Source organism: Catellatospora aurea (genome assembly GCF_042663325.1).
Taxonomy (GTDB): Bacteria; Actinomycetota; Actinomycetes; order Mycobacteriales; family Micromonosporaceae; genus Catellatospora; species Catellatospora aurea.
Genome location: NZ_JBHTAC010000044.1, coordinates 36,900 through 59,592 on the forward strand (window position 1 = coordinate 36,900; position 22,693 = coordinate 59,592).

18 protein-coding genes, 3 tRNA genes and 1 pseudogene are annotated in these 22,693 nt (G+C 71.1%); 15 read left to right on the top strand and 7 right to left on the bottom strand.

Annotated features, from left to right (window positions below; all coding sequences use genetic code 11):
- Positions 1–3: 3 nt before the first annotated feature.
- From ACFQO7_RS30170 to ACFQO7_RS30180, 3 genes are all read left to right on the top strand, one after another.
- Positions 4–1,656, top strand: coding sequence for a copper resistance CopC/CopD family protein (locus ACFQO7_RS30170; RefSeq protein ID WP_376809582.1), 1,653 nt, complete (start codon positions 4–6; stop codon positions 1,654–1,656).
- A 33-nt stretch (positions 1,657–1,689) separates the two neighbouring features.
- Complete coding sequence (locus tag ACFQO7_RS30175; RefSeq protein WP_376809552.1) at positions 1,690–2,391, top strand: YcnI family copper-binding membrane protein; 702 nt, start codon at positions 1,690–1,692, stop codon at positions 2,389–2,391.
- A 136-nt stretch (positions 2,392–2,527) separates the two neighbouring features.
- The gene (locus ACFQO7_RS30180) at positions 2,528–3,763 is read left to right on the top strand and encodes a hypothetical protein (protein ID WP_376809553.1); all 1,236 of its coding nucleotides are present in this window, start codon (positions 2,528–2,530) and stop codon (positions 3,761–3,763) included.
- A 143-nt stretch (positions 3,764–3,906) separates the two neighbouring features.
- Here ACFQO7_RS30180 and ACFQO7_RS30185 read toward each other — a convergent pair whose 3' ends face one another.
- Entirely contained in the window at positions 3,907–5,121 is a 1,215-nt protein-coding gene (locus ACFQO7_RS30185) for a glycosyltransferase 87 family protein (protein ID WP_376809554.1), read from the bottom strand.
- 96 nt (positions 5,122–5,217) lie between these two features.
- On the opposite strand from ACFQO7_RS30185, the gene orn reads away from it, so the two are divergent.
- The gene (orn, locus tag ACFQO7_RS30190) at positions 5,218–5,832 is read left to right on the top strand and encodes an oligoribonuclease (protein ID WP_376809555.1); all 615 of its coding nucleotides are present in this window, start codon (positions 5,218–5,220) and stop codon (positions 5,830–5,832) included.
- Positions 5,833–5,929: 97 nt separating this feature from the next.
- A tRNA-His gene (locus ACFQO7_RS30195) sits at positions 5,930–6,005 on the top strand.
- Between the two features lie 189 nt (positions 6,006–6,194).
- Here ACFQO7_RS30195 and ACFQO7_RS30200 read toward each other — a convergent pair.
- Together ACFQO7_RS30200 and ACFQO7_RS30205 are read right to left on the bottom strand one after the other, a co-directional pair.
- Entirely contained in the window at positions 6,195–7,529 is a 1,335-nt protein-coding gene (locus tag ACFQO7_RS30200; protein ID WP_376809556.1) for a L,D-transpeptidase, read from the bottom strand.
- Between the two features lie 129 nt (positions 7,530–7,658).
- Entirely contained in the window at positions 7,659–8,933 is a 1,275-nt protein-coding gene (locus ACFQO7_RS30205) for a L,D-transpeptidase (RefSeq protein ID WP_376809557.1), read from the bottom strand.
- A 314-nt stretch (positions 8,934–9,247) separates the two neighbouring features.
- Between ACFQO7_RS30205 and ACFQO7_RS30210 the strand changes: the two genes are divergently transcribed.
- Both ACFQO7_RS30210 and ACFQO7_RS30215 read left to right on the top strand, forming a co-directional pair.
- Positions 9,248–9,323: transfer RNA gene (locus tag ACFQO7_RS30210), tRNA-Lys, on the top strand.
- 79 nt (positions 9,324–9,402) lie between these two features.
- A pseudogene (locus tag ACFQO7_RS30215) lies at positions 9,403–9,540 on the top strand (dethiobiotin synthase); the annotation flags it as partial.
- Positions 9,541–9,555: 15 nt separating this feature from the next.
- Here ACFQO7_RS30215 and ACFQO7_RS30220 read toward each other — a convergent pair.
- Entirely contained in the window at positions 9,556–10,836 is a 1,281-nt protein-coding gene (locus tag ACFQO7_RS30220; RefSeq protein WP_376809558.1) for an MFS transporter, read from the bottom strand.
- A gap of 20 nt (positions 10,837–10,856) precedes the next feature.
- Positions 10,857–11,507, bottom strand: a complete 651-nt coding sequence (locus ACFQO7_RS30225; protein WP_376809559.1) for a helix-turn-helix domain-containing protein — start codon at positions 11,505–11,507, stop codon at positions 10,857–10,859.
- 302 nt (positions 11,508–11,809) lie between these two features.
- On the opposite strand from ACFQO7_RS30225, the gene ACFQO7_RS30230 reads away from it, so the two are divergent.
- The 3 genes from ACFQO7_RS30230 to ACFQO7_RS30240 all read left to right on the top strand — a co-directional run bounded on the left by ACFQO7_RS30230 (position 11,810) and on the right by ACFQO7_RS30240 (position 13,088).
- Positions 11,810–12,337 (top strand): hypothetical protein, encoded by a 528-nt coding sequence (locus tag ACFQO7_RS30230; RefSeq protein ID WP_376809560.1) that lies wholly within the window; start codon positions 11,810–11,812, stop codon positions 12,335–12,337.
- Positions 12,338–12,669: 332 nt separating this feature from the next.
- Positions 12,670–12,828 (top strand): hypothetical protein, encoded by a 159-nt coding sequence (locus ACFQO7_RS30235; RefSeq protein WP_376809561.1) that lies wholly within the window; start codon positions 12,670–12,672, stop codon positions 12,826–12,828.
- A gap of 132 nt (positions 12,829–12,960) precedes the next feature.
- A tRNA-OTHER gene (locus tag ACFQO7_RS30240) sits at positions 12,961–13,088 on the top strand.
- 20 nt (positions 13,089–13,108) lie between these two features.
- Here ACFQO7_RS30240 and ACFQO7_RS30245 read toward each other — a convergent pair.
- Both ACFQO7_RS30245 and ACFQO7_RS30250 read right to left on the bottom strand, forming a co-directional pair.
- Positions 13,109–13,918 carry a hypothetical protein gene (locus tag ACFQO7_RS30245; RefSeq protein WP_376809562.1) on the bottom strand — a complete coding sequence of 270 codons (810 nt, stop codon included), beginning with the start codon at positions 13,916–13,918 and terminating at the stop codon, positions 13,109–13,111.
- Positions 13,915–14,424, bottom strand: coding sequence for a SigE family RNA polymerase sigma factor (locus tag ACFQO7_RS30250; RefSeq protein WP_376809563.1), 510 nt, complete (start codon positions 14,422–14,424; stop codon positions 13,915–13,917). The genes ACFQO7_RS30245 and ACFQO7_RS30250 overlap by 4 nt, the downstream gene beginning before the upstream one ends.
- A gap of 280 nt (positions 14,425–14,704) precedes the next feature.
- Here ACFQO7_RS30250 and ACFQO7_RS30255 point away from each other — a divergent pair, with 280 nt between their 5' ends.
- From ACFQO7_RS30255 to ACFQO7_RS30275, 5 genes are all read left to right on the top strand, one after another.
- Positions 14,705–15,265 (top strand): zinc metalloprotease, encoded by a 561-nt coding sequence (locus tag ACFQO7_RS30255; protein ID WP_376809564.1) that lies wholly within the window; start codon positions 14,705–14,707, stop codon positions 15,263–15,265.
- Between the two features lie 11 nt (positions 15,266–15,276).
- Positions 15,277–15,858 carry a hypothetical protein gene (locus ACFQO7_RS30260; protein WP_376809565.1) on the top strand — a complete coding sequence of 194 codons (582 nt, stop codon included), beginning with the start codon at positions 15,277–15,279 and terminating at the stop codon, positions 15,856–15,858.
- A gap of 219 nt (positions 15,859–16,077) precedes the next feature.
- On the top strand, positions 16,078–16,788 hold the full coding sequence (locus ACFQO7_RS30265) for a hypothetical protein (protein WP_376809566.1): 711 nt from the start codon (positions 16,078–16,080) through the stop codon (positions 16,786–16,788).
- Positions 16,785–17,699, top strand: a complete 915-nt coding sequence (locus ACFQO7_RS30270) for a HoxN/HupN/NixA family nickel/cobalt transporter (RefSeq protein WP_376809567.1) — start codon at positions 16,785–16,787, stop codon at positions 17,697–17,699. Before ACFQO7_RS30265 ends, ACFQO7_RS30270 begins: the two co-directional genes overlap by 4 nt.
- Positions 17,700–17,712: 13 nt before the next feature.
- A complete protein-coding gene (locus tag ACFQO7_RS30275; protein WP_376809568.1) occupies positions 17,713–22,692 on the top strand; it encodes a carbohydrate-binding protein in 4,980 nt (1,659 codons plus the stop codon).
- Position 22,693 lies beyond the last annotated feature (1 nt).

Genomic DNA, 22,693 nt, shown 5'->3' on the forward strand with positions numbered 1-22,693 from the left:
CAGATGACTGCCCCCACCCCCCGTTCCCGCCGGGCGAAGCTCCGGGCTCTGCTGGCGGCCGTGGCGTTCCTGGCGTTGACGCTGCTGCCCGCCTCCCCGGCGTACGCGCACGCGGCGCTGCTGCGCACCAGCCCGCCCGCCGGGTCGGTGGTGCCCGAGGCGCCCCGGGACGTGACGCTGACGTTCAGCGAGCCGGTGTCGCCGGTCGCCGACAAGATCCGGATCATCGGGCCGGACGGGCAGCGGGCCGACCGCGGCAAGCCCACGGTCGAGGGCAACGTGCTGAGCATCGGGCTGCGCGAGGACGCCCCCAAGGGCACCTACCTGGTCAGCTACCGGGTGATCTCGGCCGACAGCCACCCGATCCCGGGCGGCTTCACGTTCTCGGTCGGCGCGCCCTCGGCCACCCCGACGGCGCTGCCCGAGGAGAAGGTCGACACCACGATCCGCAACCTGATCGCGATCGCCAAAGCCATCGGGTACGGCGGGCTGGTGCTGCTGGTCGGCCCGGTGCTGGTGCTGACGCTGCTGTGGCCGGCCCGGCTCAGCCAGCGCGGGCCCCGCCGGGTCATGTGGACCGGCTTCGGCGTGGTCGCCCTGGTCACCCTCGCCGGCCTGTACCTGCAGGCCCCGTACTCGACCGGCAGCAGCCTGACCGGGGTCACCGGCAGCGATCTCGGCGACGTGCTGGGCAGCCAGTACGGCATCGCGCTGCTGGTGCGGCTGGCGCTGCTGGCGGTGGCCGCGTTCCTGGTGCGCCCGCTGCTGGCCGGGCGTGACGGCATCGTGGACCGGGTGCTGCTGCTCGCCGTCGCCGCCGGGGCCGCGCTGACCTGGCCGCTGGCCGGGCACCCGGCCGCGTCGCCGGTGCCCGCGGTGTCGGTGGTCGTCGACGCGCTGCACCTGGCCGGGGCGGCGGTGTGGCTGGGCGGCCTGCTCATGCTCGCCCTCTTCCTGCTGCGCCAGGCCGACAACCGCGAGCTGGGCGCGATCCTGCCGATCTGGTCGCGCTGGGCGGCGCTGGCCGTGTCGACCGTGCTGCTGGCCGGCGTCGTGTCCGGGCTGATCCAGATCGGCACGCCGCAGGCGCTGGTCGACACGACGTACGGGCAGCTCATGATCGCCAAGATCGTGCTGGTGGGCCTGATCCTGGCCGCTGCCTTCTTCGCCCGGCGGTGGACGAACAACGGGGCCGCCGACAACCCGCGCCCGCTGCGCCGGGTCGTCACCACCGAACTGGCCATCGCCGCCGTGGTGCTGGCGGTGACCGGTGCGCTGACGCAGACCACCCCGGCGCGCACCGCGCAGGAGACCGCGCAGCTGCCCGCCCAGCCGGTCATCTACTCCTCGACCCTGACCAGCTCGCTGTACACGCTGCAGGTCGAGGTCGACCCGGCGAAGCTCGGCGACAACGCGGTGCACCTGTACGCGTACAAGGCCGACGGCTCGCCGCTGCCGGTCGTGGAGTGGAAGGCCACCGCGGCGCTGCCCTCGGCAGGCATCGAACCGATCACGTTCCCGCTGCTCAAACTCACCGACAACCACGCCAGCGGGCAGGTCACCCTGCCCACGCCCGGAGACTGGCAGCTGCGCTTCACCCTTCGCCTCTCCGAGATCGATCAGGATTCGGTCACCGCGACGGTGCCGATCTCATAGCGCTCGGTTCCGAGCCGTACGAAAGGTCCAGGCATGAAGATGACGCGCCGGTTCGGTGTGGTCGCGATGACGGTGCTCGGCCTGCTGGCCGTCGCCGTGCCCGCGTCGGCCCACGTCACGGTCAACCCGAAGGAGGCCGTGCAGGGCGGCTACGCCCGCGTGGCGTTCCGGGTGCCGAACGAGTCCGACGACACGAACACCACCAAGATCGAGGTGTACCTGCCGGAGGACGCCCCGGTCGCGTCGGTCACCACGATGCCGGTGCCCGGCTGGACGGTCGCCGTGGCCAAGCGCAAGCTGACCACCCCCATCGAGGTGCACGGCAGCCCGGTCAGCGAGGTCGTCTCCACGCTGACCTGGACCGCCACCTCGCCCGACGCGGCGGTCAAGCCGGGCCAGTTCCAGGAGTTCCCGGTGTCCATGGGCCCGCTGCCCAAGGTCGACAAGATGGTCTTCAAGACGCTGCAGACCTACTCCGACGGCACGGTGGTGCGCTGGATCGAGCCGCCGGCCAACGACGGCGCGGAGCCGGAGAGCCCGGCCCCGGTGCTGATCCTGCTGCCCGCGGCGGCAGGCGCGGCGGCCACCCCGGCGACGGACAACACCCTCGCCGTCGGCGACACCAAGGGCAGCGACACGGACTGGTTCGGCGTGGCGGGCCTGATCGCCGGCGTTTTGGCGCTGATCCTCGCCGGTCTGGCGCTGGCGCGTACCCGCAAGGAGCCGGTGCGCTAGTCATCCGCACGGTCGTCATCGGCCGGGTGCCCGCATCTGCCGGGCGCCCGGCCGCGTTGTCCCGGGAGAGCGCGCCTCGATCACCGGCGCGCGGAGAGCCTCGCCGCCCCACCGGCGAGCCCTGGGAGGTCACCCGATGCGCGCTGTCCGTGTTGTCGTCGGTCTGCTGGCCCTGCTCGTGGCGGTGCCCGCGCTGGCCGCGGGCGGCGGTGCGGCCTGGCTGTCCGGCCACGACAGCCCCGACGGGGCGTTCCACGCCACCATCGCCCCGCCGAAGGACCCGAACCGGGTGCTGGTCGTGCCCGACCTCGACGCCCTGCTCCAGCGCGACGTCCCGTACGTGCGGGTCGGCACGACCACGCTGCGGCTGTCGGCAAGCTCGGCGAGCACGCCCGCGTTCATCGGCGTCGCCGCGCCCGACGAGGTCGCCGCGTACCTGGCGGGCATCCGCTACACCGAGGTCGCGCAGACCGTCATCGGGTCTGGGCCGGTGGTGCTGCGTACCAACCGGATGGACGCGCCCGGCCGGGATCCGCGCGACCCGCTGGCCCAGGGGTTCTGGCTGCGGCAGGGGCTCGGCTCGCTGTCCTGGAACCCGCAGCTGGACCGAGGCCGGCACCTGGCCCTGGTCGTGGTGCTGCGGGACACCCCGGCCGGCGAGCCCGCGCTGCCGTCGGACGCCGCCACCCTGGACGTCGCGCTCAGCGCGAGCTGGCTCGGCTCGGCCTCCTGGGGCCTGCTCATCCTCGGCATGGTGCTGCTGATCCTGGCGTTCGTGACCCTGTCCTGGCCGGCCCGGACGGGTGAGCCGCCGGCCGACACCGACGGCGACGGCGCGCTGACCGCGCTGCTGTCCGACCACACCCGGCCGGTGCTGCCCGGCGACCCCGACGCGGTCACCCTGCTGCCCACGCCCGAGCAGCGTGCGCCGCGGGAAACCGAGCCGGGGGTACGCAGCCCGCGGGAACCGGGGCCGGGCGGCCCCGCGCCGCAGGGGTTCGAGGCGGGCACACGCGCGCCGCTGACCGTTCCATGGGCCGGGGCGCCCTACACGGGCCCGGCCGCCGCGCCGATGACGACCTGCCTGCAGGCCGCCGCCACGGTGCCGGACCCCCGGCTCGCCGACACGGTGCCCGGGATCGATCTCGGCGACACGATGCCCGGTGACACGATGCTCGGCGTCAGGACGGCCGACGTCACCGTGCCCGCGATGCGGACCGTCGCCGCGCCCGAGCTGCCGTGGCCGCCGCTGCGCGGCACGCTGCCCGCGACCGAGCCGGTCCGGGAAGTGATCACCGAGGAGTTCCTGCGGGTGTGGCTGCCCCGGCCGGGCTGCGAGCTGCGGCTGGACCGCCCGCGGCAGCGAGCCTGAGCACAAGTCGAGCGGCCCGCACGTACCGGCGTACGGGCCGCTCTCACCGGGGGAACGGTGTCACCACTTGGGGACCTGTCCCGGGGGAGACGTTGTCCCTGCCGTTCACGTTACGGCAAAACCGTCAGAACGGACAAGACTGGCTATACGGCCCTTGACGTGGGATAATCCCCTGGTCGGTTGACCGGCAGGAAGACCAGCAGCACCAGGCTGAGCAGGACGTACGCGTTGCGGGCCAGGAACAGCCCCACGGTGTCCGTGGGCACCGCGTCCACGCCCCAGTCCACCAGCGAGACGACGCCGATCACGCAGACGGCGTACACGCCCGCGGCGAAGGCCAGCCAGCCCCACCGGCGACCGGCCTGCGCCCGCTGCGCCGCGGCGAGCAGGGTCACGATTGCGGGCACGAACCAGTACAGGTGGTGCGGCCAGGTGATCGGGCTGATCAGCCCCGACACGAGGCCGGTCAGCGCCAGCCCGGTGACCGCGTCCCCGGCCAGCCCGGCCCGCGCCGCGCGCCACATGCCGAAAGCCAGTGCGGCCAGCGCCAGCAGCAGCCAGAGCCACTTCGCGGGCTGCTCCGGCGCGACCAGGCGGGCCAGCAGCCCCTGCAGCGACTGGTTGCCGGTGTAGTCCAGGCGGCCCACCCGGGCGGTGTCCCACAGCGCCGAGGCCCAGAAGTCCCACGAGGCGCGCGGTGCGATCGCGGCGGCCAGCAGGGTCACGCCCGCGGCCGCGCCCATCGCCGTGAACGCCGCCCGCCACTGCCTGGTGACCAGCAGGTACACGATGAACAGGCCGGGAATCAGCTTGAGCGCGGTGGCCACGCCGATACCGACGCCGGTCCACTTCGAGCCGCGCGGCCCCAGCACCAGCAGGTCCATCATGATCAGCAGGATCAGCAGCATGTTGATCTGGCCGAACGTGATCGTCTCGCGCAGCGGCTCGATCACCAGCACCAGCGGCGCGGCGATGCCCACGGCATACCAGGCCGGCCAGCCCTGCCGCCGCGCCAGTGGCGCCACCAGCCAGTAGGTCGTGACCACCACGGCGGCGACGGTGCCCAGCGTGAACAGCGCCTGGGTCACGCCCAGCGGCAGCAGCCCGAACGGGAACAGCAGCAGCGCCGCGAACGGCGGGTAGGTGAAGTACAGCGCGCCCTGCACCCGGTCGGGCTGGGCGTAGTCGTAGAGGTCGTGCCCGTCGCCCCACCAGTTCACGGCGGACATGTAGATGCGCAGGTCGAAGAAGCTGTCGTGCCACACCATCAGCCGCTGGAAGGCGAACGCGCAGAGCACGACGACGGCGATCACGGTGAGCACCCGCACGAGCGGGTCGCGGGTGCGGACCTGGGACATGGTCGCCACCCTATCCGCCACGCGGCCGGCGGGGCACGCCCGTGGGCCCGACAGTGGCGGCACTGACAGTGCGCCCATACGGCGTACGCTGTGCCGGTGGGAGATCTGCGAAGCGCCGACCATCTGGTATGGATCGACTGTGAGATGACCGGCCTGAACCTGGGCAGCGACGCCTTGATCGAGGTAGCTGCCCTGGTCACCGATGCCGACCTGAACGTGCTGGGCGACGGGGTGGACGTCGTGATCCACACCGACGACGCCGCCCTCGACGGCATGGTCGACGTGGTGAAGCAGATGCACGAGAAATCGGGCCTGACCGAGGCGGTGCGCCGCTCCACGGTGACCGTCGAGCAGGCCGAGGACATGGTGCTCGAATACATCACCAAGTACGTCACCGAGCCGCGCACCGCGCCGCTGTGCGGCAACTCGATCGCCACCGACCGCGGCTTCATCGTCCGGGACATGCCCCGCCTCGACACGCACCTGCACTACCGCATGATCGACGTGTCGTCGGTGAAGGAGCTGTGCCGCCGCTGGTACCCCCGGGTGTACTTCGGCCAGCCCGAGAAGGGCCTGGCCCACCGGGCCCTGGCCGACATCCGCGAGAGCATCCGCGAGCTGCGCTACTACCGCGAGGCGATCTTCGTCCCGCAGCCCGGCCCGGACGTCGACGAGGCCAAGCGCATCGCCGCGACGACAGTCCTGCCGTAAGTAGTCGGGGACACAGCGATACCCGCTCGACGTGGCGCCGGGGGGTATGGCTATCATTGGTCAGTCGCCGCGGCCGTACGGTCAGCGGCGTGCAATGGTGGTCGTAGCTCAGCTGGTAGAGCACCGGGTTGTGGTCCCGGGGGTCGCGGGTTCGAGTCCCGTCGATCACCCCAGATGAGAAAGCCCCGGCGGGATTCCGCCGGGGCTTTTCGCTTGCCCGCCGCACCCACACCCTCCCGGCCCTGCCCATCGGGCCGGACGTGCTTCGGGCCGCAACTCTTGAAGAGTCGCGGCCCGAGAGGCGGTCTGAAGGCGCGACTCTTAAGAGTTGCGCCAGGTGGGGGCGAGGTCGTCGGCGGGCGTCAGGCGCTGGGGGTGCCGGAGACGGCCGGGGACGGGGTGGCGGACGGGTCGGTCGACGGGGTCGTCGACGGGTCCGGGGTCGGGTCGGCCGGGGGGACGTACGGGATGGCGCTGCCCTTGACGTACTGCTCCCAGGTCTTGTCCCAGTCGGTCCAGCCGTTGCCGTAGTCCAGCTCGCGGGGCGTGCCCTTGGTCGTGATCGGCGTGCCGACCAGCGTGTTGGCGAACAGCCAGGCCGCGTTGGCCATGGACACGTTCACGCAGCCGTGCGACACGTTGCGGCGGCCCTGGTGCTGCGTCGACCACGGCGCGGCGTGGATGAACTCGCCGCCCCAGGTCATCCGCTGCGCGTACTCCACCGGGGTGCGGTAGCGGTTGGCCGGGTTCGGGGCGTCCATCGTGTCGAAGACGGTGTTCCGCTTCTTCTCGATGATGATCATCGTGCCGCTGGACGACGGCATGGTCGGACGGCCCAGGCTGACCGGGATCGTCTTGATGACCTTGCCGTCCTTGTGCACCGTCATCTTGTGGGTCTTGTCGTCGACCCGCAGCTGCAGGTCCGGCCCGACCTTGCAGACCAGCGTCGAGTCACGACGGCCGTAGTAGCCGCCGCCCATCGGCAGGCCGCCGGCCCGCACCGTCACGTTGATCTGCGTGCCGGCCTGCCAGAACGTCTTCGGCCGCCAGTGCAGCTCACGGGCGGTGTACCAGGTCCAGATGCCTTCCTGGAGCGGCTGGGTCTCCACCATCAGCCGCCGCTGCACCGCAGCCCGGTCGGCCTTGGCGATGTCCCGGCTGGTCTTGAAGATCAGCACCATGCCGACGCCGATGACGGCGTTGTCGGCGAGGAAACTGCTGATGCCGACCAGCTTCGTCGGCTTGGCCATGGTGGTGAACGTGCTGGTGGCGGTGGCGGGCTTGCCGTCGTCACCGGTCGCGGTCACCGTCGCCGTGTACGTCGCGCCGAAGGCCAGCGCCTTCTCCGGCAGCCAGCCGGCGCCGTCGGGGTGCATGGCGCCCGGTACTTCAGCGCCGTTGGCGTCCTTCAGTGAGACCGTGGTCTGCACGGCTTCGGTCGCGGCGAACACGATCTCCGCGCTCGCCGGGACGTTCTTGGCGTCGGCGGTCGGGCCGCTGATGGTGACGGTCGCCTTCGGCGGCGTCTCGGCCGGCTTGTCGCCGTCGCCGGTCGAGCCGTTCCAGATCGGGGACTTGTCGCCCGTGCAGGCAGCCAGGCCGGCCACTCCGGCGACACCCGCACCGGCCAGGCCGAGCGCGGTGAGCGCGCGCCGCCGGGTCATGGACATGGGGGCGGGGAGATCGGGGGTGGGCATAGGCTCCTCACCAAGATCGAGGGGTGTGTGCGCGAGGCGCTTGTCCAATACTGCCTCAAAGACGCTCGATTAAGGTTACGCGTTGCATCCAGTGAGCACGACCACCGACGCATACAGTGACAAAACGGACTAGTTGATCGAATCTGTCGGGGACGGGACCGCCGCCGAGGGCGACGCGCTCACCGACGGTGAGGGAGCCACCGCGGGCACCGGCTCCAGCAGCTCCTGCGGCACCGGCAGCGCGCTGCCCTTGACGAATTCCTTCCAGCTCAGGTCCCACGCGGTGAAGCCGTTGCCGCGTTCCAGCTTCACGCCCGTGCCCTTGACCGTCACCGGGTCGCCCACGTGCGTGTTCTGGAACAGCCAGACCGCGTTGCTGGGCGAGACGTTCAGGCAGCCGTGCGACACGTTGCGGTTGCCCTGGTCGCCGACGCTCCACGGAGCCGAGTGGATGAACTCCCCACCCCAGGTCAGGCGCTGCGCGTACTGGATCTGCACCCGGTACTGGTCGCCCGGCTCGCCGGTGGTGTCGAAGATGGTGGACTCCTGCTTGTCCATGATCACCATGGTGCCGGAGGACGACGGGGTGCTCGCCTTGCCCAGGCTCACCGGCATCGACTTGACCTTCTTGCCGTTGCGGAAGACGTCGATGTGCTTGTTCGAGTTCTTGACGATCAGCTCCAGCTTCTCGCCCGCGATCTTCGCGGTGGCCTTGCGGTCGTCGTCGCCGTACCGGCCCTCGCCCATCGGCAGGCCCTTCAGCGCCGCCCGCACGCTGAGCACCGTGCCCGGCTTCCAGTACTCCGGCGCCCGGTAGGTCACCTGCCGCCCGCTCATCCAGTGCCACACCCCCGGCTGGGCCGGCGTCGTGGTCACGAACAGCCGCGACTCCACCTGCGCCCGCGACTTCTCGGGGATCTGCTCCGAGAACTCCACGACGACCGGCATCGCGACACCGTAGGTGTGGTCGTCGAACAGGTACATGCCCGTGCCGACCTGCCGCTGCGGCTCCGCCATCGTGGTGAACGAGGTCGACTTCGTGATCGCCCGGCGGCCGTCGGTGGCCGTCACGGTGACCGAGTAGCGGCCCTTGTAGTCCAGGGGCTTGTCCGGGATCCAGGCGCTGTTGTCGGGGCGCATCCGGCCCGACAGGAGGCGGCCCTTGGCGTCGGCCAGGGCCACCGAGCGGACCGAGGCGTTCGCGGTGGTGATGCCGATCTCGGTGCTGACCGGCAGGTCCTTCTGCTCGGCTGCCGGGGTGAGTTCCAGGGTCTGGGCGGGTGGGGCCGGTTGGGGGGCCGCGTTCTGCTTGAAGCCGGCGGGGTCGCCGGTGTCGCAGGAGGCCAGTGGTACGAGGACCGCGGCCGTTGCCGCGGCGATGCCGAACCTGCGCAGTGCACCCATGACGCCACCTACCCATTACCGCCGATATGTCCCGGTTCACATATTGCCGCAGGCGGGTGGGGCGTGTGGGTGGTTCTGACGGAATCTCGGGATCTGGCGTGGCGACACGGATGATCTTTGCGTGAGCGTGCTCACAGGGCGGGGTTGTGACGCTGTGTGGTGAGGAAGTTCGAGCGATGTGGCACGTCGTTGTGGGGTGATATGCGGTGTTCTGGAGGGTGGTTTGGGGTGGTTTGGGGATGCGTACCGCGAGTCCGCTAACCGATTGGAGAACCCCCGGATCGTCATGCTAAGGTTCTCTCCGTTGCCAACGAGCGCCGCTAGCTCAACTGGCAGAGCAGCGGACTCTTAATCCGCGGGTTCGGGGTTCGAGTCCCTGGCGGCGCACCACTGGTGTCGAGGGCGTATAGCTGAGAAGCTATACGCCCTCGATCTTTATGCGCTCCGCGTGGGGCCGGGATCCGACCAGCTGCACGGCCTGCTCCCCGACGGCGCGGGCGCCATCGAGCCCGGCGTCTTTCGCCGCAGCGCCTCGGGCTGGCTCAGCCCCACCCTGCACGGCGACTGCACCGACCCCCGCACCCTCGCCGAGGTCGACGAGGAGTGACCGCGCCGCCGGCCGTCACAGCGCCGCCCTGCGCAGCGGGGTGACGGCCAGCGCGGCGAGCGCGGTGAGCAGCTCGGCGGCGGCGCAGATGACGAAGGACGCGGGCAGCGACGTGGCCTCCACCAGCGCGCCGAACGCCGTGTAGGACACCGGGACGAGGCCGAGCGCGGAGAAGGTCACCAGTGCCATGACCCGGCCCAGGTATCTCGTGTGGGTTCTGGCCTGGACCAGGCCGAGCAGCAGCGCCGAGGCGGGGCCGGAGGTCACGCCGAGTGCGGCGGCGGCTCCCACGGCGACCAGCAGGCTGGGGCTGAAACCCAGCGCTCCGATGCAGAGACTGCCCGCGATCACCCAGATCAGGCCGACGGCGGCCGGTCGCCGCCGGGGCGGGAAGCGGACCACCGACAGGGCGCCGACGGTCGCCCCGGTGCCGAAGCCGGCGATGATCGCGCTGAATCCTGCGGCCTGCCAGCCCCGGGCGTCTGACAGCAGGGCCACCCCGACGTTGAGCGGTGCGGCGATGGCGAGGTTGAGCACGGTGACGACGAGCAGCACCGGCCCGAGCACCGGCTCGCGGATCGCGTACGCGAGGCCGCCGCGCAGCGCCTGCCAGGTGCCCTCGGGCTCGCTCGGGCCGGCCGGGTGGGCGTGGTCGGCGGACGGGCGCAGCCGCAACGCGCGCAGGATCACCAGCGCCGCCACGAACAGCAGCGCGTTGGCCGCGGCGGCCGCGCTCAGCCCGCCCAACGCGACGATCAGCCCGCCCACCGGGGCCCCGACGATCATGGCGACCCGCTCCAGGGTCTGCACCAGCCCTTGCCCGGCCGGCAGCGCGTCGCGGGGGAGCAGCTGCGGCGGCAGCGCGGCGGCGGCCGGCATGTGCGCGGCGTCGACGGCGCCGAAGAGCATCGCGACGAGGGCGAGCGTCCACAGCCGCGGCTCCGCCGCGACCGCGAGCACCACCGCGGCGAGCATCGTGACCACCCGCGCCGCCTGGCTGACGAGGGTCACCCGTAGCGCACCCCAGCGGTCGGCGAGGGTGCCTCCGAACAGGATCAGCACCGCCCGGGGCAGCGATCCCGCGGCCAGCACGAACGAGGCCTCGGCGGGGCTGTCCAGGCGGGTGGCCGCCCAGGCCAGGGCCACGAACCAGATCTGGTCGCCCAGCAGCGACAGACCGAATCCCGCGAGGTAGCGCAGAAAGCCGCGGTCGCGCCATACGGCGGGGGGCGCGTCGGCCCGTGCCGCCTCGGGGACGTCGACAGGGCCGGTGGCGGCCCGGGGGGTGGTCGTCACGGGTCCTCCGCTTCGCGGGGTCAGGCCGGGTTGCCGCGGGACGGGCCGGGGCGGTCGTCGAACGGGAACGCGTGGGTGAAGACGAAGACCTGCTCGCGGTCGGTGTCGTCGCCGCGCCGGGCACCCTGGGTCGCCGCCCGGGACGCCTCGCCCCACTTGTTCATCACCGCGTGCAGATCCGCGGCGAACTCCCGCAGCTCGTCCAGGCTCAGGTGGAGCACCGTGTCGGTGGCCACCGCGGCGCCGGCCCAGTCCGGACCCCACTGCTCGGCCCCGGCCGCCTGCCACGCGTGCAGGCGTTCGAGCTGGCGCGCGACCAGCACCTGCTGCGCGGAGGCGAGTGCCTCGCGCCCGGCGGGCTGGCCCTCGAAGTCGGCGTTGGACCAGCGCACGCCGCCTGGGATGGCACGCCACCAGCGCTCGCGCCCGTCTTTGCCCAGCTCGGGCGCCTCTTCGATGTAGCCGTGCTCCGCGAGCTGGCGGAGGTGATAGCTGAGCGATCCCGGCGCGCCGGGCACGTACGCGGACAGTTTGGACGCTGTCGCCGGCCCGCCCGTGGCCAGCACCTCGTAGAGCCTCAGCCGGACCGGATGCGCGATGGCGCGCAGAGTTCGGAGATCGGTGATACGCGCCGTGGTCTTCGCCGCGGTCGCGCGTGGTTCCTGCGCCATGTCGCCATTCTATCAGATCCACAAAAAAATTTGTACATACTCTATTGCGCAACTGTTATTGTGTAAATGTTTTGCGTCGACTTTAGGGACCGATCGCGACGTCTGCGTCGTCAAGGGCTGATCCGCCCGACGGCCCGGAGCCGGTGAGCGCCGCTGCAGTCACGGATCGCGGCGACGATGCGTGCGGCAGCCGCCGACCTGCGCGGTCGTAGTGAAGCGCTGCAAACGGCAGCCCTAACCTACGAGGACGCTGAGCTCGCCGCGTCCACTCGGACCGCGACGGTGGCTGACAGGCGTCCGGAGTGAACGACGGCGGCAACGTACTGGTCGCCAACCGTGTCGACTCCACGACCTGGTACTCAGGTGTCGGGATCGCCGAGTCCGTCGAGATGATCGTCACTGGGGTCGAGAACGGCTCCTGGGTCGACGGGACGCTCGGCGGGGTCAGGACCGTCGCCGAGGCGGCCGTATGGGTGCTCGACCCAGTCGGCGCGCTGGTGACCGCCGGCTTCGCTGGTGTGTCGAACACGTCGAGCCGCTGTCGCAGGCACTGGATTGGCTCGCCGGCGATCCGGACCAGGTCGCCGCCAACGCTCAGACCTGGCACAACATCGCCGTTGAGCACGCCGACATCGCCGATCTGTACAGCCGCGCCGTCGCCGGCCAGATCCAGGACTGGGACGGACCAGCCGCGGTCGCCTACCCGGCAGCAGGCTGGTGAGACCCTCGACCTGCTGGCCGGACTGAGGCGGGCCGCCGAGGGCATGAAAGCAGTCGTTGCCATGAGCGGCTCGGTGGTCACGCTGGTGCGCACGCTCGTGCGGACCTGATCGGCGAGCTGGTGTCGATCCTGCTCGCACGGCTGCCGCTGTGGACCGCCGAGGCCGTCGGCACGCTCGGCATCGCGGCACCGTACGTCGTCGCGCAGACAGCATCGCCGACCTGCTCGGCGTTCCCAGGTACATCGTCGAACGGGTCAAGAACCACGTTTGGCCCTCGTTCCCCGCTGGGACGTGTCTCATTACCTGGCGGCCGAGCCGGAGGTCGACCTCGACCCGGCCACGCTGGACAAGCTCGACGGGCTGCGACCGTGTTCTACTTCAGCAGCATCAAGGCCCGGGTGTGGCACCGGGCCTGGGAGCGTTGACTGTTCCGGTGGCGCATGGACTGGGACCCGTTCACCGCCGACGAGATTCGAATCAACCACTACACGGTGCGGCGCGCCGACGGGACCGGTGGCTGCTCATGGGTCTGCGTGGTGCGGGCGAGCGCGTTGCGGCGCCTGGGCATCGAGCCGCCCGAGGTGCGGAAGCTGGACTGACCATCAAACGTTTCGCTGCCGGCGGATCGCACGCCCGTGCGGCAGGGCGGATCGGCCGGGAGGCCCTGCGGTCGTGACCGGGCCTTGGGAAACTGCGCTGCGTGGCTGACGGGTTCGAGCCATACTGCGGTCGGACCGGTGGCAGAGCCGGGTTATTGCAGCGCCGAGGGCCGAACGCCGGGCACGCACGGGCGGCTCGAAGGTGCGTGGGGCCGCTGGCGTGCCAAGCCCCACCGGGGGTTCGAATCCCCTTCGGTCCGCGCGTCGACTCCGGCTGAGGTCAGCCCGGTGGGGCGAATCCCGGCTCCAGCGTCAGCTCCGCCAGTTGCCGTGGGCTGAATATCGGCTGGTCGAGCATCGGCACCGCGCCGTCGGCGACTGGATTGTTGACCGGCTGCCTCGTGTACGGCAGTTCCCACACCATGACCGTCCACCCGTCGACGTAACGGACGGCGTAATGGAACTCGACGTACCCGCTCGCGACCCGGGTCGGCGCGACGGACTCCAGCATGCGCCCGACCCGCACCCTGCTGCCGCGGACCGTCAGCACCTCACAGCCGATCTCCGTGCCCCGCAGCAGGCGGCGGTCCGGTGCGAGCGTGCAGAGGTCGCCGTCTCCTGTCTCCGTGGTGGCCAGCAGGTACGCCAGCACCTGCCCGCCGGCGAGCGGCCCGCGGTGCGGTCCCACGAACACGTCGGCGTACGCGCCCACGGTCGCGATCCCGTCCGCCGGGCTGCTGCCGTCGCCGCCCCACTCCGAACTCGCGCCGAGCGGTTCGGCAGCTGCCGGAAGGATGTCGTCCAGCGTCTTCTCCATGCGCTGCGCGACAAGCCGGGCGGTCGCCTCCGACAAGCGCGGCCCCCTGGACGGACTGGCCGTCGTCGCCGGCGACGGAGGCTTCCCTTCCACCCGAATCAGCCACCCCGCCCCCATCACGGCGACGACCGCGAGCGCGGCCCCGGTCACGCCGAGGGTGCGTCGCCGCCGGGTCCGTGCGCGGTGTGCGGCCCCGAGCAGCTGCTCGGCGGTGGCCGGCGGTGGCGCCGGTTCTTCCAGCAGTTTCCCGAACGCCTCCCTGACGTCGTTCATCTGCGCTGTCCTTCCACGAGTTCGGGCATCCGTTCCAGTGCGGCGCGCAGGGTCGCCAGGCCGCGGGCGGTCTGGCTCTTCACGGTGCCGGGGGAGCACCGCAGCGCCTCGGCTGCCTGGTCGACCGACAGGTCCAGCCAGAACCGCAGTACGAGCGCGGCCCGCTGGCGTGGTGGCACCTCGGCGAGCGCGGCTCGCACGGCCATCCGTTCGGCGATCGCGGGGTCGTGCGTCGGGCGGTCGAGCAGCGCCTGGTCGATGACGCCGCGTTCGCGCCGCCATGGGCGGCGGCGCTCGTCGAGGAACACCCGCACGAGCACCTGGCGGGCGTAGGCGTCGATCGTCGCGTGGCGGCTCACCCGGGACCAGGCCAGGTACAGCTTGATCAGGGCGGTCTGGGTGAGGTCGTGGGCCAGGTGCCAGTCACCGCAGAGCAGGTATGCGGTGTTGCGCAGCGTCGCGCTCCGCGCCGCGCAGTAGGCCGTGAACTCGCCGTCACGATCCATCTCGCCCCGTTCCTGTGCTGGTTCCGTGGCCGGTACGGGTATGACACGGAACGCCGGGCCGCGACGGTTGCATGGGATCGGGACCGGATCTTCGATCACGCACCGCGCAACTGTTGCTCACGCAGTGAAATATAGACAGGTGGAAACGTTACGATGTGTGGGCTAGGGTGAGTCTCGGCGGGGGCCGTACATTGCGGTGCGGATCTGTTACACCGCCGGTGTGCCAGGGCGATCGCGACGCCGCACATCTCCGAATGCGACAGATTCACGGGGAGCAAGCATGAGATTCCCTTCCGTGCGGCCACGCCGCAGCGGGACGCGGCGGGCCTTGGGCCACGCCGTGACCGCGTTCGTGACGGCGCTGGTCGCGGCCATCGCCTGGCAGGCGCCGGCGGGCGCCACCCTCAGCGGCAACGGCATGGCCCACGCCGACTTCCAGATCAAGCCGTACAGCTACAACAGCCAGTGGCAGGGTCCGATGGACAAGGCCATCTCGAACTGGAACGTCACGGCGACGCCGGTGTGGATCACCAAGTCGTCCTCGGCGCCGTCCTGGGTCACCGCGGCCAGTTACTCCAACACCTGGTACGGCCTGTACTCCACGCACTGGAACTTCGGCCGGTACTTCGACATCAAGCTCAACTCCCGCACCATCGCCGCGGACGCCAGCAACTTCAGCAACTTCGTGACCGCGGTGTTCGTGCACGAACTCGGCCACGGGCTGAACCTCGCCGACAATCCCAGCACCTCGCAGGCCTCGCGGATGAAGTACGGGCTGTGGGACTCGCAGACCACACCGCAGCAGTACGACATCAACGACGTCAACTCCTACTACCCCTGACGGAGGCAGTCATGAATCGCGTACGCACGATCGTCGTCGCGGTACTCGCCGCCGTCGCGCTGGCCGCGTGCGGCGGCACCGAGACCGTCGAGTACCACGGCTCCTACCCGACGTACGAGTCCGTCGATGCGCTGTACCAGAAGGCCAACCTGGTCGTCGAGGCCCGCATCGGCGCGGCTGAGCGTGTCCAGGAGCTGCGCCCGAGTGTCGGTGGCACGGACCCGAAGGCCAACCCGCAGGCGGGCACCGGCCAGCAGGCCGGCGCGGCTGAGGACGTGGTCGTCATCACGGTCCGGCAGATCGAGGTGGTGAAGGTGTACAAGGGTGACGCCAAGCCTGGTCAGCAGATCGATGTGGGTCAGCTGGGCGGGCTGTACAAGGGTGTCAACTACGTCCAGGCCGAGGCGACGAAGCTCAAGGGCGGCGACACCTACGTGCTGTTCCTCGCGACGTACCCGGACGCCCCCGCCGCGCTGCTGAACCCCAACCAGGCGCAGTACCAGCTGGACGCCTCCGGCGGGCTGAACCGGGCGCAGGGCAACACGCTGCAGGTCACCACCGCGGACCTGCGCCGACTGTCCGCAGCCAAGTAGGCCCGTGCACTTTCCGGGGGCGGCGTGTGCAGCGCCGCCCCCGGCATGCGAAGGCGCTGCTCACACATATACGTCCGTGATTGATCAACTGACTGTTCACGTGGAAGATCCCCGCTGATCACCGCTGTCACCCGGTGAGTTCTCGAACGCTCGGCAGTGTCCCTGGCTGGTTGCGCTCCCAGCGCGCCACAGCACCTCAGGGATCCGGAGCGTCCTCCCTTGCCCCCACACGCACATCGGCCGCGTCGCGGTGCGACGATCGCCCTCGCGCTGTCGGCCTTCGCGGCCACCCTGCTCGCGCCGGCCCCGGCGCAGGCACACCCGTTCGGCGATCCGCAGACCATCGCCATCGCAGCCGACGCCGTACGCCCCGAGGTCGTGCGCGTCCGCTGGAAGGTCGGCGGCGTCGACGACCTGACGCTGCTCGGGGTGTCACTCGGCCTGCTCCCGCAGGACCGGGTCATGCTCGACGGCGCGGTCTTCTACGAGGCGTCGGACGCCGCGGCGATCGGCCCGTCGACCGAGTTCTCGGCCTACCTGCTGAAGCGGATCACGGTCGTCAGCGGCGATCAGGCGTGTGCGGGCACCGTCGCGGCGCCGGCCGATCTGGCGCGGACCGGCGTGACCATCGACTACACGTGCGCTGGACCTGTCGGCACGGTCGCGGTCGCGGTCCGGACCCTGACCGACCTCAATCCGGCGTACCGCACGCTGGCCACCGGTCCGGGTGGCGCTCGTGCCGTGTACGCGTCCGACCAGGCCTCGCATGACTGGGTGCTCGGCGACGCTCCGGCGCAGGATGCCCCGGACCTGGGCCGCAGCGCTGCCGTCCAGATCGCGGCTGTGGTCGGTGGCGTGCTGGTCGCCGCCGTCGCCGCGCTGATGGTGTGGCGCTGGTCGGGCCGTCGCCGCCGGCGGGTCGCGCGATGACCGCCGCGATACCCACCGCGTCCATCGCGGACCAGTTGCAGGACATCATCCAGTCGCCGGGGGTGCCGCCGCTCGCGTTCGGGCTCGCGTTCGTCGCGGGCGCGGTGCACGCGGTGGCTCCGGGGCACGGCAAGAGCCTGGCTGCGGCGTACCTCATCGGGTCGCGCGGCCGGATTCGCGACGCCGCCTGGCTCGGCGGCTCGGTGGCCGTGATGCACACCGTCTCGGTCCTCGTCATCGGCCTGGCCTGGACGTTCCTGTCCCTCTCGGACGTGCTGCGCATGGAGGAGCTGACCGGCTGGCTGCAACTGCTCGCCGGCCTGCTCGTCCTGGCCACCGGCCTCGCTCTGGTGCGTCGTCACGTTGGTGGCCACGGCCACTCGCACAGCCACGGCCACTCACACAGCCACGGCCACTCGCACAGCCACGGCCATTCGCACAGCCACAGTCCTTCGCACGGCCACGCTCATTCGCATGGCCCTGACCATGGGCACGACCCTGACCACGCGCAAATCGCCGACTCCGGCCATGTGCACGAGACCGATCCCCACGATCCGAACGGCCACGGCCATGGCTCCGGTAAGCGGCCCGGTCTGGTGCTGCTGGGAGTTTCCGGGGGCCTCACCCCGTCCCCGGCGGCGTTTCTCGTGCTGGTGACCGGGCTGTTCATCGGGCGGCCCGGGTTCGCGCTGCTGCTGGTGATGACGTTCGGGATCGGGATGGCTGTCGTGCTGTTCGGCGTCGGCCTGCTCGCTATCGCCGGCAGTTCCGTGGTCGTCCGGGGTGCCCGGTCGAGCGGGGTCCTGCGTCTGGCCACCCGGGTGGCCCCTGTTCTCGCCGCCGCCGGCATCACGTTGTTCGGCGTCGGTGTCACCGCTGTCGCAGCGGTGCAGCTCACGAATGTCAGCTAAGGAGACACCCCTCATGATCCACCGATTGCGCCCGAGCCGGCGACGCCTGCTCGGGCCGGCGCTCGCGCTGGCGCTGGTCGCCGGTGCGGGCACCGCGATCGTCTCGGTCGCCGCGGACGGTTCGCCGGCCGCGGCGTCGAGCAGCGGTCCTACCCTCGACCTGCGGGACGGCCAGACCCTCGAAGGCACCGTGCAGGTCGACGCGGGGCCGGTCACGGAGGACGACTCGGTCGTCTCCATCACCGTCGACGGCGTCACGGTCGACGCCGACAAGACCGCGGGCACCGCGCGCCTGAGCTTCGACATGGGCGGCAACGGCACCGAGGCCCGCTACCACAACCACCTCGTGGTCAACGGGCACACCGCCGACGCCGAGCGGGTCTTCTTCCCCGACGTCGTCGGCGGCACGCGCGGCACGTTGGAGTTCCCGGGTTCGTGGCTGCGGGCGGGCACCAACACGGTGACCGTCAAGGCCGGCGCGAACTGGGTCGACACCACGAGCACGACCGCGGTCGGGGTGGAGCAGCTGCCGTACGGCGAAGGCCTGCGCTGCCCGAACTATGACGACTTCGCGCTGAGCAGCATCGGCCTGGGCCTGCTCGGGGTGGTGGCCGACGGCGAGCAGAACGCGTTCAGCTACAGCTTCGGCGACGGCACCTGCGGCAGCTCGAAGCGCCTGCTGAGCCAGCCGCTGACGTTCGTCGTCTCCGGCGAGCCGGGCAGCACCGCCGGGCTGAGCGCAAACCTGGACACCACGAAGCTGGCCAACGGCTCGCACACGGTCGCCGCGACGACGGAGTCGGGCGCGCGGACCAGCGTGACCGTCGAGGTCAACAACGCTCCGACCGGTGCGGCGAAGGTGACGCCCGCCGACGGCGCGCTCGTGCGCGGCACGCAGCTGGTGACCGCGGCGCTGCCGAACGGCAGCGGTGACACGGTCGAGTCGCTGGCGATCGACGGCAAGCCGGTGGAGAACGCGGAGACGCTCGCGGCGGGGACGGCGACGTTCGGCTTCACCGTCGAGGCGGGCAACTCGGCCGAGGCGAAGTACCACAACTTCGTGCTGGTCAACGGCAACCGGGTGGACCTCGGCGGCGACTTCGGCGCGCTGGGTGCGGAGGACGTCAGCCTGCGGTTCCCGACCCGTTTCCTGCGGTCCGGTGACAACGTCGTGCAGGTCCGGACCGGTGACTACAACGGCACCGCGAACGGCGCGACCTGCGCGAACCACGACGACTTCAAGGTGACCCGGGCTTCGGCGAAGCTGGCGCTGAGCCTGTCGGGCACCGTGACGGCGGGCACGACGTACCTGGTGACGACGACGGGGACGACGGAGACCAAGGCGGAGACGACGGCGGCGTCGCTGGTGCTCGGCGACGGGACCTGCGGGCCGAACAAGGACGCCGAGTTCCACTTCGACATCGCCGGCGCCCCGACGGCGCGGACCGTCGGCACGCTGGGCAGCGGCGGCGACGCGCGGCTGCGACTGTTCATCGGTGGCAACGGCACCGACAACGGGTACGACAACAAGGTCCTGATCAACGGCATCCCGCTGGACCTCGGGGTGTGGGAGAAGGAGACCGCCGAGCTCGCGTTCCCGAACGAGTGGCTGGTGCCGGGCGTCAACGTGCTGGAGTTCGTCGCGGGCAGCGACCACGGCAGCGCGAAGCCGGGCGGCTGCGACAACTTCGACGACTTCACGCTGCGCGACTTCGAACTGCTCCCGGCGGGGGCGAAGGCGACGCCGCTGACCAGGATGCTCGCGCAGACGACGGTGACCATCGGCGCGGCGAGCTACCCGGCGGGTTCGCCGGTGACCGTGCACATGGGTGACGGCACCTGTGGCAGCAGCTTCAACAGTGCGCTGTTCAAGGCGATGCTGTTCGAGGTGACCGCCGCCGACGGCGCGGCGCTGCCGGTGCTCGGCACGCGGGCCGACGTCGACACGACGAAGCTGGCGGACGGGGCGCACACCATCACGGCGGTGGTCGGCGGCAAGACCGCCACCCGGCGGTTCACCGTCGACAACACCGCGCCGGAGATCGACGGCAGCGTGCCGGCGCAGGGGCAGAAGCTCGTCGCGACCGTGGCGCTGAACGTCAAGGTCAAGGACGCCTCGGGCGTCGTGGGCACGCCGGTGATGACGCTGGACGGCAAGCCGGTGCAGCAGGGTGACCAGATCGGCCACGGCCTGCCGGCCGGGGCGCACACGATCGCGGTCACCGCGACCGACACGCTCGGCAACACCGGCACGCGGGAGATCCGCTTCACCAGCGCGAGCATCCCGGACGTCCCGACCGAACTGAGCTCGACGGTGTCCGACCCGAACGCGCCGTCGGCGCGGCTGTCGGCGCGGATTCCCGGCGAGGAGGGCGTGCCGCTGACGGCCACGTTCACCAAGGCCGACGTGGTGACGCCGACCTCGGGTTACCAGGGCGAGGCGCTGGCGGTGCCGACCACGCTCGACGTCGCCCACGACACGAACGTCAAGGTCGAGTCGCTGCGGCCGCTCGACGGGCAGACGGTCGACACGCCGTTCGGCCGGGACGTGGTGTTCCAGCGCTACGACCTGACGCTCGCCGAGACCGCCGCGTCGCCGACGCTGCGGTGGGAGGGCGTCATCGACCCGAAGCGGCTGGTGGCGCTGCGGGTGTGGGACAAGGCGGCCGGGCAGTGGACGGTGCTCACCAGCTCGCGCGGGCAGGTCGGGCGCAGCACGGTGCTGACCGCGCCGCTGGCCGCCGGGTACCGGGACGGCACGACCGTGCACGTGCTGGTCACCGGTGAGGACCCGTTCGCCGACGACCTGTCGCCGCGCGACGCGTCCGCGGCGGCGGACAAGAACCACTTCGAGCAGCCGGGCACGTACGACTTCGCGATCTCGCACTTCACCGACACGCAGTACATCACCGAGGGTGCGGCGGGCGGCACGTACGACGACTGGGACGGCAAGACCGAGCCGTCGGACGTGATGGCGGCGGCGGAGCAGGCGATCTGGCAGGCGGCGTATCGGGCCGAGACGCAGTGGATCGCGGACAACGCGGCCAGCCGCAAGATCGCGTACTCGGCGCACACCGGCGACGTCATCGAGAACGACTACTACGACCCGCTGGCCAAGAACCCGGACGGCACGCTGGTGCGGCCGGGCCTGCACGAGCAGGTGGAGAAGGAGCTGGCGGTCTCGTCGGAGTACCAGAGGATCCTGGACGACGGCAAGGTCGTCAACCAGGTCATCGCCGGCAACCACGACAACCAGCTCGGCGCCGAGACCGGGCCGGGTTCCCGGTTCAGCCGGACGTTCAGCGCCGACCGGTACTACGGGGTGGCGAAGTCGTGGCCGGCGGGCGCGTCGTACCACGCGTGGGACGAGGTCGTGAACGCCGACGGCACGGTCACGCCGGGCAAGGACAACCAGAACAACTACGTGCTGTTCAGCGCGGGTGGGCTGGACTTCGTCGCGGTGGGCCTGTCGTACGGCGTCACCCCGGCCGAGGCCCGCTGGGCTGACTCGATCTTCAAGCGGTACAAGGACCGCAACGGGATCCTGCTGTCCCACGACTACCTCAAGCCGTCGGCCAACCCCGACGGCCGCGGGGCGGCGTTCTCCGATCCGGACGGCTCCGCCCTGTACAAGGGCGTCGTCGAGAACAACCCGAACGTCTTCCTGATCCTCGCCGGGCACGAGCACGGCGTCGGCATCAACCTGAAGTCGAAGGTCGGCGTGACGGTGTCGCACGACGTCGTCGAGCTGCTGGCGGACTACCAGTTCTACACGGTGCCCGCGAGCGGCCTGTGGCCCGACAAGGTCGACGCCGGCGGCAACATCGACCTCAACGGCGACGGGGTGACCGACCACAAGGCCGCCGACCGGCTCCAGTTCGGGGCGAGCTTCCTGCGGCTGATGCAGTTCGACGTCAAGAACGCCGAGATGCACATCGACACGTACTCGCCGTTCCTCGACACCTTCGGGGCGACCGAGTTCGACATCCGGGCCGACGGCAGCCAGACCAAGCCGCGCTACAACGGCGCGGAGGACAACCTGACCCTGCCCGTCGACCTGACCAGCCGCAAGACGTCGTTCTCGACCGACTCCCTGGCGGTGTACGTGCCGACGGGCGTCATCGGCTCCGACGAGGTGGCCGCCAACGGCACCGCCGCGGTGACCTGGTCGGGCCTGGCGCCCGTGACGTCGTACGCCTGGATCGTCACGGCGCGCAGCGCCGACGACGGCGTGGCCGTGGCGCAGCCCGCGGTGTTCCGCACCGGCAAGGGCAAGCCGGCGGTGACGGTGACCTCGGCCTCGACCGACTGGGGCACGGCGGCGAAGGTGACGGTCAAGGTCGCCGCGGGAGGCCTGCCCGTGACCGGCACCGTCGAGCTGCGCGAGGGCGACAAGGTGCGCGGCTCGGTCACCACGACCGACGGCACCGCGGCGTTCACCCTGCCCGTGGGCCTCGCCGCGGGCAGCCACCCGCTGACCGCGTCCTACGCGGGCAGCGAGCAGCTCGAACCCGCCCAGGGCAGCGGCACGGTGACGGTGAACCTGCCGGCCGCGTGGGTCGCGTCGAAGGCGTACAAGGAAGGGGATCGGGTCTCCTACCAGGGCAGGGTCTACAAGGCCTCCTGGTACGCGCAGAACCAGAAGCCGGGCGACCCGAACGGTCCGTGGCAGGAACTGGCCATGACCGAGGACGGCAGCACGGTCTGGACGGCGTCGCGGATCTTCAACGGCGGTGACGTCGTGGTCCACCAGGACAAGAGGTTCCGCGCCCGCTGGTACACCCGCAATCAGGCCCCCGGTGACCCGAACGGTCCCTGGGAGGAGCAGGCTCCGCCGTCACCCGACGGCAGTCCCGCCGCCTGGACGCCCACGACGGTGTACAACGCCGGCGACCGGGTGTCGTACCAGGGCCACGTCTACGAGGCGAAGTGGTACACCCGCAACCAGGCGCCGAGCACCGCGTCCGGCAGCCCCTGGAAGCTGATCAAGTAGC